General features: G+C 45.4%; 13 protein-coding genes. 8 read left to right on the forward strand and 5 right to left on the reverse strand.

The annotated features are described in order from the left end of the window. Positions 1 to 120 precede the first annotated feature (120 nt). A complete protein-coding gene (locus RH85_RS17265) occupies positions 121 to 1,119 on the reverse strand; it encodes a sugar-binding transcriptional regulator (protein WP_006713994.1) in 999 nt (332 codons plus the stop codon). A 453-nt stretch (positions 1,120 to 1,572) separates the two neighbouring features. Here RH85_RS17265 and tal point away from each other — a divergent pair, with 453 nt between their 5' ends. Next, a complete protein-coding gene (gene tal, locus RH85_RS17270; protein ID WP_006713995.1) occupies positions 1,573 to 2,523 on the forward strand; it encodes a transaldolase in 951 nt (316 codons plus the stop codon). 120 nt (positions 2,524 to 2,643) lie between these two features. Then, complete coding sequence (tkt, locus tag RH85_RS17275) at positions 2,644 to 4,635, forward strand: transketolase (RefSeq protein ID WP_006713996.1); 1,992 nt, start codon at positions 2,644 to 2,646, stop codon at positions 4,633 to 4,635. A 120-nt stretch (positions 4,636 to 4,755) separates the two neighbouring features. Here the strand turns inward: tkt and galE are convergent, their stop codons facing one another. Then, the gene (gene galE, locus RH85_RS17280) at positions 4,756 to 5,772 is read right to left on the reverse strand and encodes a UDP-glucose 4-epimerase GalE (RefSeq protein WP_006713997.1); all 1,017 of its coding nucleotides are present in this window, start codon (positions 5,770 to 5,772) and stop codon (positions 4,756 to 4,758) included. Positions 5,773 to 5,993: 221 nt separating this feature from the next. On the opposite strand from galE, the gene RH85_RS17285 reads away from it, so the two are divergent. From RH85_RS17285 to RH85_RS17295, 3 genes are read left to right on the forward strand one after another with little or no spacing between them, the layout of a single operon-like run. Further along, the gene (locus tag RH85_RS17285; RefSeq protein WP_006713998.1) at positions 5,994 to 6,740 is read left to right on the forward strand and encodes a 5-oxoprolinase subunit PxpA; all 747 of its coding nucleotides are present in this window, start codon (positions 5,994 to 5,996) and stop codon (positions 6,738 to 6,740) included. Further along, positions 6,737 to 7,444, forward strand: coding sequence for a 5-oxoprolinase subunit B family protein (locus tag RH85_RS17290; protein ID WP_006713999.1), 708 nt, complete (start codon positions 6,737 to 6,739; stop codon positions 7,442 to 7,444). Before RH85_RS17285 ends, RH85_RS17290 begins: the two co-directional genes overlap by 4 nt. Further along, the gene (locus tag RH85_RS17295; RefSeq protein ID WP_006714000.1) at positions 7,441 to 8,385 is read left to right on the forward strand and encodes a 5-oxoprolinase subunit C family protein; all 945 of its coding nucleotides are present in this window, start codon (positions 7,441 to 7,443) and stop codon (positions 8,383 to 8,385) included. Before RH85_RS17290 ends, RH85_RS17295 begins: the two co-directional genes overlap by 4 nt. 90 nt (positions 8,386 to 8,475) lie before the next feature. Here the strand turns inward: RH85_RS17295 and RH85_RS17300 are convergent, their stop codons facing one another. The 3 genes from RH85_RS17300 to RH85_RS17310 form a co-directional block, all read right to left on the reverse strand. Next, a complete protein-coding gene (locus RH85_RS17300) occupies positions 8,476 to 9,960 on the reverse strand; it encodes an FAD-dependent oxidoreductase (RefSeq protein WP_006714001.1) in 1,485 nt (494 codons plus the stop codon). A 287-nt stretch (positions 9,961 to 10,247) separates the two neighbouring features. After that, entirely contained in the window at positions 10,248 to 12,686 is a 2,439-nt protein-coding gene (locus RH85_RS17305) for an ABC transporter permease (RefSeq protein ID WP_006714002.1), read from the reverse strand. Then, entirely contained in the window at positions 12,686 to 13,360 is a 675-nt protein-coding gene (locus RH85_RS17310; RefSeq protein ID WP_006714003.1) for an ABC transporter ATP-binding protein, read from the reverse strand. The genes RH85_RS17305 and RH85_RS17310 overlap by 1 nt, the downstream gene beginning before the upstream one ends. Between RH85_RS17310 and RH85_RS17315 the strand changes: the two genes are divergently transcribed. The 3 genes from RH85_RS17315 to RH85_RS17325 all read left to right on the forward strand — a co-directional run bounded on the left by RH85_RS17315 (position 13,359) and on the right by RH85_RS17325 (position 17,351). After that, entirely contained in the window at positions 13,359 to 13,961 is a 603-nt protein-coding gene (locus RH85_RS17315) for an arylesterase (protein ID WP_006714004.1), read from the forward strand. The genes RH85_RS17310 and RH85_RS17315 overlap by 2 nt on opposite strands. Positions 13,962 to 14,035: 74 nt before the next feature. Further along, a complete protein-coding gene (gene fabV / locus RH85_RS17320) occupies positions 14,036 to 15,256 on the forward strand; it encodes an enoyl-ACP reductase FabV (protein WP_006714005.1) in 1,221 nt (406 codons plus the stop codon). A gap of 196 nt (positions 15,257 to 15,452) precedes the next feature. After that, complete coding sequence (locus RH85_RS17325; RefSeq protein ID WP_039949260.1) at positions 15,453 to 17,351, forward strand: sensor domain-containing phosphodiesterase; 1,899 nt, start codon at positions 15,453 to 15,455, stop codon at positions 17,349 to 17,351. Positions 17,352 to 17,485 lie beyond the last annotated feature (134 nt).

Here is a 17,485-nt window from a genome sequence, read left to right on the forward strand (position 1 = left end):
ACCAGCCCACCGGTGCCAAATGATGCGCCGCCATTCGAATAACAATCCCCGTTTGCCAACTCACCGTAATAAGCTTGCCACTCATGACCTCGCTTTCACCGCAGACTTGTTACACAAGCGCTATTTATTATCGGATATCTGTTCGTCCAGGTTTAATACTGTCAACGCGTTGCTTACACTCGTGGCAATCACATCTATTGCTCCAGTACGTAACGCACCAAGTAAAGAGAGCGGTTTACTGTTTTCTGCTGCGATAGCTATCACTTCTGAAATGGCTTTAAACTCGTCAATGCCGAGTCCTATCACCCGGTCGCTCATCACGGTTTTTGCCGAGTCGCCATGAATATCAAAGAAGTCGTATCCAGCAAAATCACCAACCACCCCTTGATTCAGGCGCGCCTGAACGACTTCATCTGGAGTAAACCAGCCCAAGTCCACCATATAACTGTTTTCACTCATATCACCAATGCCGATTAACGCGACATCCGCTTTACGCGCTAAATCTAGGGTTTGCTTGATGGTGGCATTTTGCATAAAAGCCAGTTTTTGCTCGCGATTCTCAGCATAAGCCGGGGCATAGAGCGTCTCAGAGCTTCCGCCGTAACTTTTGGCAAACTGACGACAAATATGATCGGCATTGAACATCCCACCCCTTGGGTGAATGCCGCCAATACCGCAAACAAATTTGACATCTTTTTGCGGGATGACGCCAATGTGATGTGCCACGGCAGAGACATTGCGCCCTTGGCCAACGGTAACTACCGTGCCGTTCTGTAACGTGCCCGCCATATACTTAGAAACCAGTCCTGCCACTTGCAGACGCTGCAGCTCTTCACTCGGCTGATCCAGCGCAACCAATGCGCGCTTGACGCCGAAGCGATCAATTAACCGTTGCTCAATTTTGGCGCTGAACACCGGATGATACTTAACCGTAATTTCAACAATACCTTCATCGCGCGCCTGTTTAAGTAAGCGGCCCACTTTAGCGCGTGAGATGGCAAACTTTTTCGATATCTCTTCTTGCGTTGCACCATCTTGGTAATAAGCCACTGAAATTTCGGTTAATAAGTCAGTACTGTTAATAGGTTTTTCTGGCGTTGTCGTCACTGTGATTTCCATGTTCAGTCTATTTTACTACTAAAGCAGTATATCTAAAATGCGCATATGCTCAATGCATTAGCAAATGCTACACCTCACTTTAAAGCAAACATATGCGCACAATCAATACAAATGTTCAGCATTAATTTCATCCCCAGTGACGATCGCTTAGCCCTTTCAGTTCCTGGGCAAACGTTTATCTCAACTACAATGCGAAGAGAGTCGAAAATAATGTTGATTTAGCTCACCTAATTCACCACTACTCGATTGACTTTGCGCGCCAATAAGATAAATATAAACCCATCATTTACTCATCGTTAGATCAAATGCTCAACGCAATTTAACTAACGAATAAAAGTTTTCTGTTAATGAGTAGAAACGGTCTAAATTTAGCCATGGACTATTCGTTAACTCGCTTGCAAATGTCTACGTCAATCTTCTTATCAACGTAGACAGAAAATAGGATGATCGATTATGAGCAATAAATTAGAGCAACTTCGTAAACTAACCACAGTTGTAGCGGATACTGGTGAAATTGAAGCAATCAAAAAATACCAACCAGAAGACGCAACAACTAACCCATCTCTAATTCTAAAAGCGGCTCAAATTGAAGAGTACGCACCACTGATTGACCAAGCGATCGAATACGCAAAAGCGCAGAGCAACGATAAAACTCAACAAGTACAAGACACTTGCGACATGCTTGCGGTTAACATCGGTAAAGAAATCCTAACGACCATCCCAGGTCGCATCTCGACAGAAGTAGATGCCCGTCTTTCTTACGATATGGAAGGCAGCGTAACGAAAGCACGTCAGCTGGTAAAAATGTACAACGATGCGGGCATCACTAATGACCGTATCTTAATCAAGCTAGCTTCAACATGGGAAGGCATCCGTGCTGCTGAGATCCTAGAAAAAGAAGGCATCAACTGTAACCTAACGCTGCTATTCTCATTCGCTCAAGCTCGTGCTTGTGCTGAAGCTGGCGTATTCCTGATTTCTCCTTTCGTCGGTCGTATTATGGACTGGTATAAAGCGAAAGAAGGCCGTGATTTTGAAGCTTCAGAAGATCCGGGCGTAATCTCTGTTTCAGACATCTACAACTACTACAAAGATCACGGCTACGAGACTGTTGTTATGGGCGCAAGCTTCCGCAACATCGGTGAGATCCTTGAACTTGCAGGCTGTGACCGTCTAACAATCGCACCTCAACTGCTTGCAGACCTAGAAGCAGCAGAAGGTGAAGTAGTAGAGAAGCTTATCGACTCTAACGGCACTAAAGAGCGCCCTGCTGCGATGACTCATGCTGAATTCCTATGGGATCATAACCAAGACCCAATGGCAGTTGAGAAACTAGCAGAAGGCATCCGCAACTTCGCTGTTGACCAAGGCAAACTTGAAGAAATGATTGCCGCTAAGCTTTAATTGCTTACTGAAAGCGAGTAGCCCAGCTACTCGCTTTTATTATCCGCTTTCATAATAATTTCTATTTGAGCTTATTTAATAAGTTCTCTTTAATTCCAAATTTATCGAGAAGTAACCACTATGGATCGTAAACATTTAGCAAATGCAATCCGTGCTCTAAGTATGGACGCCGTTCAACAAGCAAATTCAGGCCACCCTGGCGCACCAATGGGTATGGCTGATATCGCTGAAGTTCTTTGGCGCTCTCACCTAAACCACAACCCAACCAACCCTGAGTGGGCTGATCGTGACCGTTTTATTCTTTCCAACGGCCACGGTTCAATGCTGATTTACTCTCTACTACACCTAAGTGGTTACGAGCTGTCTATTGACGACCTTAAGAACTTCCGTCAATTGCACTCTAAAACACCAGGTCACCCTGAATACGGTTACGCACCGGGTATTGAGACCACCACTGGTCCTCTAGGTCAAGGCATCACCAACGCAGTTGGTATGGCGATGGCTGAAAAGTCTTTGGCTGCTCAGTTCAATAAAGAAGGCCATGACATCGTTGATCACCACACTTATGTGTTTATGGGTGATGGCTGTTTGATGGAAGGCATCTCGCACGAAGCATGTTCGCTAGCGGGTACGCTAGGCCTAGGTAAATTGATCGCATTTTGGGATGACAACGGCATCTCAATTGACGGCCACGTAGAAGGTTGGTTCTCTGACGATACGCCTAAGCGTTTTGAAGCCTACGGTTGGCATGTTATTCCTGCGGTTGATGGCCACGATGCTGACGCAATCAATGCTGCAATTGAAGCGGCAAAAGCAGACCCTCGCCCGACGCTAATCTGTACTAAAACCATCATCGGTTTTGGTTCACCAAACAAATCAGGCTCTCATGACTGTCACGGCGCGCCACTTGGTGCTGAAGAAATCGCCGCGGCGCGTGAGTTCCTTGGTTGGAACCACCCTGCATTTGAAATCCCAGCAGACGTATACTCTGAGTGGGATGCAAAAGCAGCTGGCGCAGACAAAGAAGCAGCTTGGGATGCGAAATTCGCAGCTTACGCAGCGGCTTACCCAGCAGAAGCTGCTGAATTTAAGCGTCGTGTAAACGGTGAACTACCAGCTGAGTGGGAAGCAAAAACCAGCCAAATTATTGCTGATTTGCAAGCAAACCCTGCCAACATCGCATCACGTAAAGCATCACAAAACGCACTAGAAGCGTTTGGTGCAATACTACCTGAATTTATGGGCGGCTCTGCTGACCTAGCACCTTCAAACTTGACCATGTGGTCGGGTTCTAAGTCGTTAACCGCAGAAGACTTCTCTGGTAACTACATCCACTACGGTGTGCGTGAATTCGGTATGACGGCGATCATGAACGGTATCGCTCTGCACGGTGGTTTTGTTCCTTACGGCGCAACCTTCCTAATGTTCATGGAATACGCGCGTAACGCAATGCGTATGGCAGCTCTGATGAAGATTCAGAACATCCAAGTGTACACCCATGACTCTATCGGTCTGGGCGAAGATGGCCCAACTCACCAGCCGGTTGAGCAAATTGCTTCTCTACGCCTAACACCAAACATGAGCACATGGCGTCCATGTGACCAAGTTGAATCAGCGGTAGCATGGAAATTGGCAATTGAACGTAAAGATGGCCCATCAGCGCTTATCTTCTCACGTCAAAACCTAGCACAACAACCTCGTGATGCAGAGCAAGTGGCGAACATCGCTCGCGGCGGCTACATCCTAAAAGATTGCGTAGGCACGCCTGAGCTAATCCTTATCACGACAGGTTCTGAAGTTGAGCTAGCGGTAAAAGCGGCTGAAGAGCTAAGCGCTCAAGGTAAAGCAGTACGTATCGTATCAATGCCAGCAACCGACGCGTTTGATAAGCAAGATGCGGCTTACCGTGAATCAGTATTGCCATCAGATGTGACGGCTCGTATCGCGATTGAAGCCGGTATTGCTGATTTCTGGTACAAGTACGTAGGCTTTGATGGTCGTATTATCGGTATGACGACATTTGGTGAGTCTGCACCAGCTGAGCAGCTGTTTGAAATGTTCGGCTTCACGGTTGAAAACGTTGTGAACACTGCACAAGAGCTGCTTGCTTAATTACAGTGAGTTTACTAAAAAATAAAAACCGAGCTTGATCGCTCGGTTTTTTTATATCTCTTTCAATGTTGAGTTCATCGTACTGAAAACATAATGACTCAAATCAATAAGCCGTCATGCTTATTCGTCAGTGTAACCCTGTGGGTTATTTGACTGCCAACGCCAAGTATCTTGAGTCATTTCATCAACCGAACGGGTCGCTTTCCAACCAAGGTCGCGCTCAGCTTTGCTCGAATCAGCCCAACATTCAGCAATATCACCTGCGCGGCGTGGGGCAAATTGATAAGCCACCGTATTGCCACTGGCAGTTTCAAATGCTTTAACCATCTCAAGCACGCTGTAACCTTTGCCTGCACCCAAATTATAAATGTGTAAACCGGCTTTAGATCCTACTCCGTTAAGTGCGGCAACGTGACCATCCGCTAGATCCATTACATGGATGTAATCGCGCACACCCGTACCGTCAACCGTTGGATAATCGTTACCAAAAATCGAGAGATGATCACGACGCCCTACGGCAACTTGAGCAATATAAGGCATCAAGTTGTTTGGAATGCCTTGCGGGTCTTCGCCCAGTTCACCAGATGGATGTGAACCAACAGGATTAAAGTAACGCAATAACGTAATACTCCAATCAGGATTAGCATGTTGAAAATCCGTCAAGCACTCTTCAACAATCAACTTACTTCGGCCATATGGATTGGTCGCACTGGTCGGGAAATCTTCGGTAATCGGCACAGAAGCCGGATCGCCATATACAGTGGCGGATGAGCTGAAGATTAAACTTGAGACACCTGCTTCACGCATCGCATCAACAAGTACAAGCGTGCCGTTAACGTTGTTATCATAATATTCAAGTGGTTTTTGTACCGACTCACCAACCGCTTTTAAACCCGCGAAATGAATCACAGATTGAATGTCATGCCGATTAAGAACCTCAACCAAAAACGTTTTATCGCGTACGTCCCCTTGGATGAATTTAACCTCAGTACCGGTGACTTTTTTAATACGTTTTAATACCGATTGATTACTGTTATGTAGGTTATCGACAATAATGGGCGTCATACCTGCTGACAGCATTTGAATGCATGTATGGCTGCCAATATAACCCATACCACCTGTCACTAATACGTTCATTCGATTTGCCTTCTTATCCGTTGTTCCCCAATTATACGCTGTTTTCACAGTCAATCTCAAAGTTATAATCAGTAATTTCCAGGGATTTAAATATAGCGATACATTTCCGATAGCGTGCGTCGAACCGCAAATTTATTTGTCCCCTACTTATATCACAGACCTCTGTTTATATTTTAGGTTATGGTTATTTCGTGCTTGATGGAAATAAAAGGGACAACACAATGAGTAAGCAGCAGATCACGCTTAACTGCGATATGGGTGAAAGCTATGGTCAGTGGAAGATGGGCTGTGACGAAGACGTTATGCCACTCATCGATATGGCGAACATTGCTTGCGGCTTTCACGCATCAGATCCCAAAACAATGGCAGAAACGGTTCAACTTGCAGTGCAGCATAATATCAAAATAGGCGCACACCCCAGCTATCCTGATATGGTTGGTTTTGGTCGACGCTCACTCGCCATGCAAGCAGACGAGCTCACTTACAGTGTTATCTACCAAGTAGGTGCACTAAAAGCTTTATGTGAGAGCTTCAATACCGAACTTTGTTATATCAAGCCTCACGGCGCACTCTACAATGATATGCTTCAAGATCATCAAATCTTCGAAGCGGTGGTGGATGCAGTATCGTGCTTTAACGTGCCACTAATGATGCTGGCCGTCTCTAACACTCAACCATTTCTCGATATCGCGGACCGATACGAAGTACCGCTGCTCTTTGAAGCTTTTGCTGATCGAGCCTATTTAAGTGATGGCTCACTCGCTCCACGCAATCAAATCGGCGCGGTGCTACAAGACAGCGAGTCGGTGATTAACCAAGTCAAACAGTTAACTCAATTTGGAAAAATTCGAACGTTAGATGGTGACACGCTCACGCTCGAAGCCGATACCATCTGTGTACACGGTGATAATCCTCATGCCGTTGAGATTCTTACGCAACTTAATCATGCCTTGGGACTAGAACGATGACCGATAAACTCTCTTTTAGCCCCGTGTCTGAATGCGCTTTATTACTGCAATTTAACCAATCAGACAGCAAACAACTCTCCACCACTATTGGTGCGGTCACTGAGCGTATCTATCAGCAATTACACCACTGCGTCATGAATGTGACTCCCTCTTACAATACAATCTTGGTTGACTACCTACCGCATCGAGTCAACTTGGCCACACTGCAAAAACAATTACTGACTATCGTCGCGCAGGTGAAGACTGCCCCAATGGAGGGGAAAAAACGACCAGTGATCGAATTGCCAGTGTACTACCATCAGGACGTCGGCCCCGACTTGGCTCGTTACGAGCAATCGGGAGTTCAACTCGAACAAGTGATCGCTTTGCACACCTCAACAATTTACACAGTTCAAGCGACAGGTTTTGCTCCCGGCTTTGCTTTTCTGGGTGACGTTGTCACTGAAATTCAACGAGAAAGGCACGTAACTCCAAGACTCAATGTACCAAAAGGAAGCGTGGCGATTGCTGAGAGTAAAACCGCCGTTTATCCCTGCGATTCTCCCGCAGGGTGGAATGTTATCGGTAATTGTCCAATCGCATTATACGACCCAGCGCAGTCCCCTATGACGCCATTTTCAATCGGAGATCGCGTGCAGTTCATCGCCATAAATCGGCACGACTTTCTTGCGCTAGGCGGATCTATTTCAAAGGACTGGTTATGAGTGATAAAGGATTAGTCGTGGTCAAACCCGGAGCGCTTAGTTTAATTCAAGATCTCGGTCGATTTGGTTATGCGCAGATCGGAATTAGCCAAGGAGGACCTCTTGATGAATACGCCTATAGTTGGGCTAATTTTTTGTTGGGTAACAAAGTTAATCTACCTTGTATCGAAATCACCCTTGGCCAAGCGGAGTTTACACTCCAACAAGATGGAGAATTTGCCATTTGCGGTGCCGATCTTAAAGCCTGCTTAGACGGGGCACCGCTGACTAATTGGAGTACATTTTTTGCCCGAAAAGGACAATCTCTTAGCTTTGCTCTGCCAAAAAATGGTTTACGCTGCTATTTAGCCGTCAAAGGCGGTTTTTCACTCTCACCTCAACTGGGAAGCTGCGCCAGCGTTGAGCGTGACCAACTCGGTGGATTAAAGGGCGGAAAGGCACTTCAAGAAAACGACTGCATCGGATACCCTCCCCGCCGCGATGATCAACCTAACAAAGCCTTCCAAATGCGCCAGCTCAGTTTTCGTTTTATTCCTGATTACGACTTACCCATCACTTTGCGCGTGATCGAAGGCTATCAACGCGACTCATTTACCCGCCAAGCAATGGAACAGTTCTACCAACACGAGTTTGAAGTCAGCGCTAACATCAATCGTATGGGATATCGTTTGAGTGGTGGCAGCGTCGATACACCTGACATTGCCGTGTTGAGTGAAGGTATTGCATTGGGTGCAATTCAAATCCCTCCCGATGGTGAACCAATCATATTACTTAACGATCGACAAACCGTTGGTGGCTACCCCAAAATCGGTTGCGTGTCGCGTGTTGATCTACCGCGCCTCGCTCAAGCAAAACCGGGGCAAAAAGTGCGTTTTGTTAAAGGACACTTACAAGAATTGCAATCAGACTGGGTTCAATGGGCTCACTATTTTGGCTATTAACTCACGGCAAATTCAATCGACTGAACGGTAATAACAAAAACGGCCTGATTTCACAGGCCATTTTTATTACATCGTCATTTCAGGTTTAAGTTAATACCCATACACCTGTGCCAGCTCTACCGGATATCCGCGAGCGCGAGCAAGTTGCTCTGCCTTAAACACTACCTGCTCTTCCGTCAGTGAGCAACTCACAGGATGGCGCGCTTCTATTGTCATACCTGACGCTGAGTCCGAACCGGCCTTGTTGTCCACCACGTCCTGGTGGCAACCAACAAGCTGCCATTGTTCAACTATTTTATTTGCCGCCTCGAGCGCCGATGAACCTTTGACCACTTCAATGCGAGCGTAATGATGACCAGCAAAAGAAACATCAGCGGCTCGCAACGTCTCATCATCACCCGGAATTTGCTGTGCGCCATACAAAGGTAAGCCAAACTCTTCAGCGTTGGCATAGTTAGGAACAAAACGGCTCATATGTTCAATCGCTTTGTTACTGCGATCGATACGCACCGATTCACACCAACCATTACTTATCTTTTTGGCCAATCTTTGCGGTAACTGAGGTTGTGAAGAGTGACCATCAGAGCCTACAAGACCGTCATCAAACAAGGTGATGTCTTTGGTCATGCCATGCAGTTGGAATATAGAGCTATGGTATGGTGTCAGCTGCGCCATGCCATCTGGGGTGCCTCTAGGCCCGTGAAAAATTACTTCTGGCCACCATTGTTGATTAGTGCTCCATTTCGTCACATAGGCCGCTTTAAACTCCACCATTCGCTTACGGGGAGCATTCACTAGGTCATCCACAATACCTGTTTCAAAGCCACAAGCGTTGATTACATAGTCGTAGAGAGTACGTTCCTGTTGTTGACCATTACTATTGGTGGTGGTCAATCGCCATTGAGCACCAGACAAAGTCATGTCGGTGAGTTGGGTAGAGAGCTTGACTTGGCAGTTAGGTAACCGTTCTAAAGCCAACATGGCAGAGGCGGCGATACGAAAAACGCTCCAACCAAATTCGTTAACGGAAACCACAGGATATTTGATGTTATCTAAATCAACTTGTTGGGCAAAAGGAATTAACCAATCATCATGTTCGTTTGGTTGTTCAGGTTGAACGCGCTGCTTGAGCAATTCTAAATCGTCACGGTAGTACAATCTAAAATAATCATTAGGCTCGCCCAATACTTGATTGGCACCATCTTGTTGAACGAGGGATTGATATGCCGAGCGAATTTGCTCCAAACGAGGCAACAAAGCACACGGGTCTCCACCATCACTATGTGGAACCACGATCAAAGTTGGTCTTTTATTTAACGTGTGCGGATATAGTCGCACAGAATCTATCGACTGCCTTAACAACTCGATACATTGTTTGAGTGAAATTTCTCTGTATAAATTTCCACCAGCATGAAGATGGCAAATCGGTGGCCCGCTCACTAAGCTCGGGTTCTTGTCGATCAGATCGACGTTAATACCTTGCTCTGCAAGGTGTAAGGCTGTGGTTGCACCTGCAATACCACCACCGATAACCGCAACTGTTGTCGGTTTATTTTGATCAATCGTTAATGTCATTTAGATCAGTAATTCATTCTTTCTGATGGTATTTTACTGGCTTTATGCCGTTATGAAAATCACATTTTTAGCAAGGTAATTTTCAATGATTTTCAGCTAAAAAAAACGAAAAAAAGCTTGACGCATTTTTTGTAAATTCACGAAAATCCATCTGTGTGAATAATAAAAATCCGCTAAACACGGGTTTCATTGGCTTAGCACGACAAGTGCCTTTCGCCCCCCAAAGAGTTATCCCTAACTTTATCCACAAGTTCTGTGGGTAACTACTTTGTTTAGCGTACTCAATGTTAACTAAAGTCTTTATTTATAGGGATTAATAGCCGTTTTATTAGACTGTTAACAAGCACGGCTAGCGTACCAAAGGCTAACATAGGAAGTAAGATCCATAGTGAATAATGCAGTTGATTTTCAAGATCAAAACCGAACTTCATGATCGCAGCAACGATGATTTCCGCCCCCAGGATAGCAATTAAGCCCGCAACCAGTGCCATCACGCCGTATTCTGCCCATATGGTTCTAATCACCCGTTTTTTACTTGCCCCTAAAGTGCGATAGAGCTGAATCTCATTTTGCCTCTGCCCTAAACTCAATCGAAGCAAGGTAAAAATCAGCAATGCCCCCGCAATAACGCTTAATGCCGCTAATAAGGTCACCGCCCAAACTATCTGCCCGACTAACTCTTGGATTTTGGCGCCCATAACACGAATATCCATTAAACTCACAGTCGGGTGTTGGCGCGAGAGCTTGTTCAGTAATTGGTCATGCTGCTGGTCCACTCGAAAGCTCACTAAGTACGTGGCTGGAATCTGGCTAATGACATCGGGAGTAAAAATGAAATAAAAATTCGGCTTCATGTCACGCCATTCAACATGGCGAATAGAATCGACTCGCGCGACCACCGTTTGGCTGTTAATCACAAAACCAAGCATATCACCAAGCTCAAGTCCTAAATCTGTCGCCACATCAGATTCAACCGATACTCCGCCTGTCGGTCGCCAGTCACCGGCAAGTACATCATTATGGGAAGGAATCGCTTCGGCAAAAGTAAAGTTGATTTCACGACGTAGCGCATCACTACCCTCGCCACCTTGAGCATATTCCATCGCATCAGTTTGGTTGATACTCGCTAATCGCCCGCGAATGATGGGGTAAGCATCCGAGCGTTCAATATTCTGTTGATCCAACTCTGCCAGGTAAGTGTCTTTTTCATATGGCGCAATATTCAACGCAAAAGCATTCGGTGCATCATCGGGGAGCGTTCTTTGCCAATCCGATAATAAATCGGTTCTCACTAACCACATGACCGCCAACAGCATGAGTGATAGAGCAAGCGCGCCAAATTGAATCCCGCTACTCAGTGACGAGCGATTGATGCGGCTCAGCGCAAGTCTAAATTCAGCATTAAGGGGGAATTTAGTCATCGTTCGAGTTATTAACACACAGACCAACGCTAAGATAGCAAATAGCAGCACCATTCCCGCCAAAACCAGCCATACCAACAAATTATCTCTATAAGCCACCAACATCGGTAACACCGGCACGAGCAGCAGCGCGTATCTTCGCTTTCCACTTGGTTGTTGCTGTGGTTGCATTACATTCACAGCATTGACATTAATGAGCTTGATTAATGGCATGCCTAACGCAGGAATAGCAATAAGCACACTGGTTGAAATCGCGATAAACACAGGTGCGGCCCCATAACCTGGCAATGGGTTAGGCAACAAATCAGCCAAAGGTACACGCAATAAATATTCCAACCCAACACCAAACAGACAACCTAAAATCGACGCGACCGTTAGCAAAATGAAGACTTGAATCAAGAGCCAGTGAACGATCCAACGCTTACTTGCTCCCAAGCTTTTTAACATAGCGATGGTTTTTAAACGAGTTGAGACATAGTGCTGGCAAGTTAAGACTAGAGTGGTAGCAGCCATGATAACCACAATGGCAACGGTCAAAGAGAGATATTGTTGTGTGCGTTGAAACACTTCATTTGTGCGGCTTGCACTATTTTGATCTCGCCAACTATCGCTTGGCGTTAGCTCGACACTCTGTTGCAAAGCCGATATTTGCTCATCATTTCCGTTGAAATAATAGTTGTAGCGTACCCGACTCCCAAGCTGCAGGGCGCCTGTTTTGGCTAAGTCATCCTGATGGATATAGGCAGAAGGCATTTGCTGAAAAGGGTTAAAACTCAGTCCCGGTTCTTCAATAATTCGCCCGCTGATCACCAGATCTGCATCGCCAAGCGTAATACTATCGCCGATGTTAACCTGTAGCTGACTAAAGAGCCGCTCATCAAGCCAGAGTTCATTTGGGCGTACGTTTTGGCTTTTCAGCTGATCATTTTCGAGCCTAAACTCACCGCGTAACGGAAAAGTCGAATCGACCGCTTTCACCGTCACGAGTTTCATCTCATTGTCGCTGAACGCCATTGTGGCAAAGCGGGTCATCGTTGCTGTGGCCAACTTTTGCTTTTGTGCCATCGCCAGCAGCTTGTCGGGAATTGGGTTTGACGACGTATAAACGGTGTCTGCGGTCAACGCCTCTTTTCCTTGCTTGACCACCACTTGCTCCATCCGTTCAGCCAACGCTGTCAGAGCAAAGATCGCCGAAATAATAAGAGTTAATGCAATCGATACTGGCCATAATTGACCTTGACGGATCTCTTTGGTGCTCCACTTAAATAACTGCAGGTTAAGATGACTTTGACTTAACTTCGCCATTATTGTGCCTCCAATTGACCTGCCTGAATGGTGACGGTGCGGTCACAGCGCGCCGCCAACTGCATATCATGAGTAACAAGGACCAAGGTAGTGCCATGCCTCTGGTTAAGTTCAAACAGCAATTCAACCACGGTTTCGGCGGTATGCTGGTCAAGGTTTCCGGTTGGCTCATCGGCAAACAAAATTTTCGGCTCAGTCATAAATGCACGAGCCAAAGCAACGCGCTGCTGCTCACCGCCGGAAAGTTGCGCTGGAGAATGATGAATTCGATGTGAAAGCCCGACAGAGTCAAGCAAAGCGATCGCTCTTGCTGTGTCTTGCTCCTCTCCTTTTAGTAAGCACGGTAAGGTAACATTTTCGATTGCCGATAAACTCGGAATCAAGAGAAAGCTTTGAAATACAAACCCAATTGACTGGCTACGTATCGCAGCCCTAGCCTCATCATCTAAAGAAGACAATGCTTTACCCAGTAATTCAACTTCACCACTGGTTGGCGTATCTAAGCCAGCCAGTAATGTCATTAACGTCGATTTACCCGCGCCCGAAGTCCCGACAATCGCGATGCTTTCTCCCGCTTTTATTTCAAGGTTAATATCATCAAGGATTGTTAAATGCTCTTGATTGGTGGAAACTGTCTTTCCTAAAGAGATGGCTTTGATCACGGATGTTTGCATGCTACGACTTCTTTCCTTAATTCTCGCGTTAATAACGACCCTTCCGGTAAGTGCGACGACTTTACTGATTCTGGGTGATAGCCTCAGTGCAGGCTATCAGATGCCGATTGAAAAAGCTTGGCCTAGTTTATTACCAAATGTGATGGACAATAAAGGTAAATCATTGACGATTATAAACAGCAGTATTTCAGGCGATACCACTGGAAACGGGCTGGCACGCTTGCCGCAATTATTGGCTGAACACAATCCACAATACGTTATGATCGAACTAGGCGCTAATGACGGTTTACGGGGCTTCCCACCAGCGTTAATTTCCGCCAACCTCACCACTATCATCGACGCAATTAAAGCGGCCAATGCAACCCCTATTTTGATGCAAATTCACGTATTGCCCAATTATGGTAAGCGCTATACACAAGCTTTTTCTGACTTATACCCCAATGTTGCCAAGCAAAACAACATCACATTAATCCCTTTCTTCCTTGAACCAATATTACGTGATCACCCGCAATGGATGATGAATGATGGCTTACACCCAAAACCTGAAGCACAACCTTGGATCGCAGAATTTGTTTCTGATCAGTTAATAAACCATCTCTAATTGCCGTAGCTCAAGAAACAGCACTACGCTTTACGCTAAATTGAGTACTTAAGCTGTTGCTTTTGGAGAACTAAATGATAATTAAACCAGAAATATCAGGCGTCATCGCTCGCAGTGCACACCCTCTTGGCTGCGAAAAGGCCATCTTGAATCAAATCGAATATGTCAGACAAGCGGAGCCAATAACCAAAGGGCCAAAACGCGTACTAATTATTAGTGCATCTTCTGGTTTTGGCCTTGCTGCACGTATCGCACTGACGTTCGGGGGAGCTCAAGCGGATACAATCGGTGTTTCTTTTGAACGAGGCCCTTCTGAAAAGGGCGCTGGCAGCGCAGGATTTTATAATAACCTTTACTTTCGTGAACACGCGCAAAAAAACGGCAGAATTGCGATTAATATTGATGGTGATGCCTTTTCACCACAAACAAAAGAAAGCGTCATCGAAGCGATTGAAACCTACTTTGAAGGTGAAGTTGATTTAATTATTTATAGTGTTGCCAGTGGCCTGCGCCCTAACTATCAAACAGGCGAAATGTGGCGTTCAGCCATTAAACCGATTGGCCAGTCTGTAGCGGGCGCATCGGTTTCTCTTGAGCATGACCAATGGTTAGAGGCCGAATTAGAACCTGCAACTGAACAAGAAATTGATGGCACACTAAAAGTCATGGGCGGTGAAGATTGGGAAGCGTGGGTTGACTGCCTGATTAACGCAGAATCGATCGCGGAAGGCTGTAAAACAGTCGCATTCTCTTACATTGGTTCAGATCTGACTCACCCTATTTATCTTGATGGCACGCTTGGCCGAGCTAAAGTCGACCTACACCAAACCAGCCATTCACTTAACCTTAAACTCGCCAATTTCAGTGGTGGAGCCTACGCGAGCGTTTGTAAAGCCTTAGTCACCAAAGCAAGCGTGTTCATTCCAGGATTAACGCCTTATTTGATCGCGTTGTATAAAGTGATGAAGCAAAATGGCACTCATGAAGGGTGTATTGAGCAGATGCAACGACTGTTCACCACTAAGCTTTACGGTACCGATAAAGTACCCGTTGATGGCGAACGTTTGATCCGTATTGATGACCTTGAATTAGAGCCACAAACGCAAGCACAAGTGCACCAGTTAGTTGCAGCAATGAATGAAAGCAACTTCCAACAACTTGGCGATTACGCGGGTTTGAAGCAAGAGTTCTTGCAACTCAACGGTTTTGAGCTTCCCGGTGTCAATTATGATGAGAAAGTCAATCTTGAAGAGATTGTTGCAACCTACCATTGCCAAGCTGACAGCTTAATATAATCACGTCATCAACTCACTATACGCCATTAGCGTCTCAAATGTGAGAACCCTACAATTACCGCACAGCCCCCAGCATAAACTGGGGGCTTTTTTTGTTAAAGTAGCTTACAGATTACAAAAGGAAATTTCCGTCTATTATTAAAAGATGAGCATGGAGTGCGCAGTTTTGGCTTTAGCCAAAAAGGACTACCCAAATATGTCAAAAATCAATACTAATAATTTAGTCATCCCTGATGAGATGACCCAAAGTTGGCAAGATATTGTCAACTTACTTGCTGAGATCGTTTCAGTTCCTGCTGCGTTAATAATGCGAATTCATCCAGAGACCATTGAAGTTGTCTCTCGCAACGATAACACTGATCATCCGTATCATATTGGTGATAGTGAAAAACTTGGCCAAGGGCTTTATTGTGAATACGTTATCCAGCAACAACAAAAGCTGGAGGTACCTAACGCTCTTCATGATGCAAATTGGGATAACAACCCTGACATAAAACTGGGAATGGTGGCTTATTGCGGATTTCCTATCAACTGGCCCAATGGCAAACCCTTTGGCACTATTTGCGTGTTAGACACGCAAACAAAATCGTTAAATACCACTTACCAGAATCTTCTGCAAAGCTTTCGTGATTCTATTCAAGCCCAATTAGTCACTTTGTATCAAAATGAAAAATTAAGACTGCTCAATGACGAGCTAAAATCGCGAGTCAGAACTCGTACTCAAGATCTCGTCGACCTGAATTTTTCGTTAAATATGGAAATAGATAAACGACGGGCAGCGGAACAGAAAATCTTGTATCACCAACGCCATGACTTAGGCACCGGCTTTCTTAATCGCAACTCACTCGAATTTGAAGCCGATCAAATGATCAAAACACACCTCGAACAACCTGATTATCAAGCTGCCGCCATCCATATCGGCTTCACCAATGGTAAATTGCTACAAACTAAGCACGGTTACGGGGTATGGGAAAATATTCTGGTAAAATTTCGTGAACGATTAGGCCAAATGAGCCAATTTCATGTTAGAACCGCTAGACCAACCTCGACCGAATTGGTGATGTTAGTCCAATCAGAGCGGCTCACTGAGCATCTCAACGATTTATGCCAGCAACTGTTAACCGTAAGTCATTCTGAGTTTGTGGTTGAAGGCGAAAGCCATCACCTCCACAGCTACATAGGCATTAGTACCACAGACGATGCCACCTCTGGTCATCTCTTACTAAAATACGCCGCCGGCGCGATGCACTCGTGTAAAGATTCTGGCCATAAATACAGTTTCCATTCGCACGATATTTCTACGCTGCAAACCAATATTAATCAGTTGGAAAGCTATCTCTTGCAGGCCGTTCGTAGTGAAGACCTATTGCTCTACTTTCAGCCCAAAGTGTCACCCGTTAACCACAAATGGACTGGGGCTGAGGCGTTGTTACGCTGGCGTCATCCAATTCTTGGCGACGTTTCCAACGAAACATTAATCCATATGGCCGAACAAAATGGCCTAATTTTCGAAGTGGGTACTTTTGTTTTACGATCTGCGATTCAAAAAGCCGCCGAATGGGCAACCCATGTAAACGACTTCAAAATTGCGGTAAACATCTCCGCAGTACAATTGAAAAACCCGCATTTTGCTCAACAAATCGAAGAGCTGTTGATTGCCTATCAACTCCCTGCGGAATATCTTGAGCTGGAAGTCACAGAAAGCAGCTTAATTTCTGATGAAGTCATGGCAAAAAACTCACTACTCGCTCTACACCAGCTAGGAGTTACTTTGTCTTTGGACGATTTTGGAACCGGTTATTCATCGTTCAATTACTTGAAAAAATTTCCATTTGACGCCATCAAGGTTGATAAAAGTTTCATTCAACAATTCGATAATTGTGAAGAAGATAAAGAGATCGTGCGCTCTATCATTGCCGTTGCCAAGAAACTCAATCTCTCGGTCACCGTCGAGGGAATTGAGAACCAACGACATGAAGAGTTCATCATCGAAGAAGGCTGCGAATTTGGTCAAGGTTTCTATTACGGTAAACCCATGCCCTGTGATGAATTTGAAACAAACTTATTGGGTCAAAACTACTTTCAAGCAAGTTAAACCCACTTGCCTAAGCTGAAATACCCCAAACACGCCACTCAAAGGCGATAAAAAGGTTAAGATAGACCGCTTGCGCTTTACTCTCTGCCAAGCGGTTTCTATAATCCTCGCCTTTACCGACATTCCTAATGTGA

It is taken from the genome of Vibrio ichthyoenteri ATCC 700023 (assembly GCF_000222605.1).
GTDB classification, from domain to species: Bacteria; Pseudomonadota; Gammaproteobacteria; order Enterobacterales; family Vibrionaceae; genus Vibrio; species Vibrio ichthyoenteri.

Coding starts and splice junctions, on each gene's coding strand:
- tkt (WP_006713996.1), top strand. CDS start 2,644: ATGGATCGTAAACATTTAGCAAATGCAATCCGTGCTCTAAGTATGGAC.
- fabV (WP_006714005.1), top strand. CDS start 14,036: ATGATAATTAAACCAGAAATATCAGGCGTCATCGCTCGCAGTGCACAC.
- RH85_RS17300 (WP_006714001.1), bottom strand. CDS start 9,960: ATGACATTAACGATTGATCAAAATAAACCGACAACAGTTGCGGTTATC.
- galE (WP_006713997.1), bottom strand. CDS start 5,772: ATGAACGTATTAGTGACAGGTGGTATGGGTTATATTGGCAGCCATACA.
- RH85_RS17285 (WP_006713998.1), top strand. CDS start 5,994: ATGAGTAAGCAGCAGATCACGCTTAACTGCGATATGGGTGAAAGCTAT.
- RH85_RS17325 (WP_039949260.1), top strand. CDS start 15,453: ATGTCAAAAATCAATACTAATAATTTAGTCATCCCTGATGAGATGACC.
- RH85_RS17295 (WP_006714000.1), top strand. CDS start 7,441: ATGAGTGATAAAGGATTAGTCGTGGTCAAACCCGGAGCGCTTAGTTTA.
- RH85_RS17290 (WP_006713999.1), top strand. CDS start 6,737: ATGACCGATAAACTCTCTTTTAGCCCCGTGTCTGAATGCGCTTTATTA.
- RH85_RS17310 (WP_006714003.1), bottom strand. CDS start 13,360: ATGCAAACATCCGTGATCAAAGCCATCTCTTTAGGAAAGACAGTTTCC.
- RH85_RS17305 (WP_006714002.1), bottom strand. CDS start 12,686: ATGGCGAAGTTAAGTCAAAGTCATCTTAACCTGCAGTTATTTAAGTGG.
- RH85_RS17315 (WP_006714004.1), top strand. CDS start 13,359: ATGCTACGACTTCTTTCCTTAATTCTCGCGTTAATAACGACCCTTCCG.
- tal (WP_006713995.1), top strand. CDS start 1,573: ATGAGCAATAAATTAGAGCAACTTCGTAAACTAACCACAGTTGTAGCG.
- RH85_RS17265 (WP_006713994.1), bottom strand. CDS start 1,119: ATGGAAATCACAGTGACGACAACGCCAGAAAAACCTATTAACAGTACT.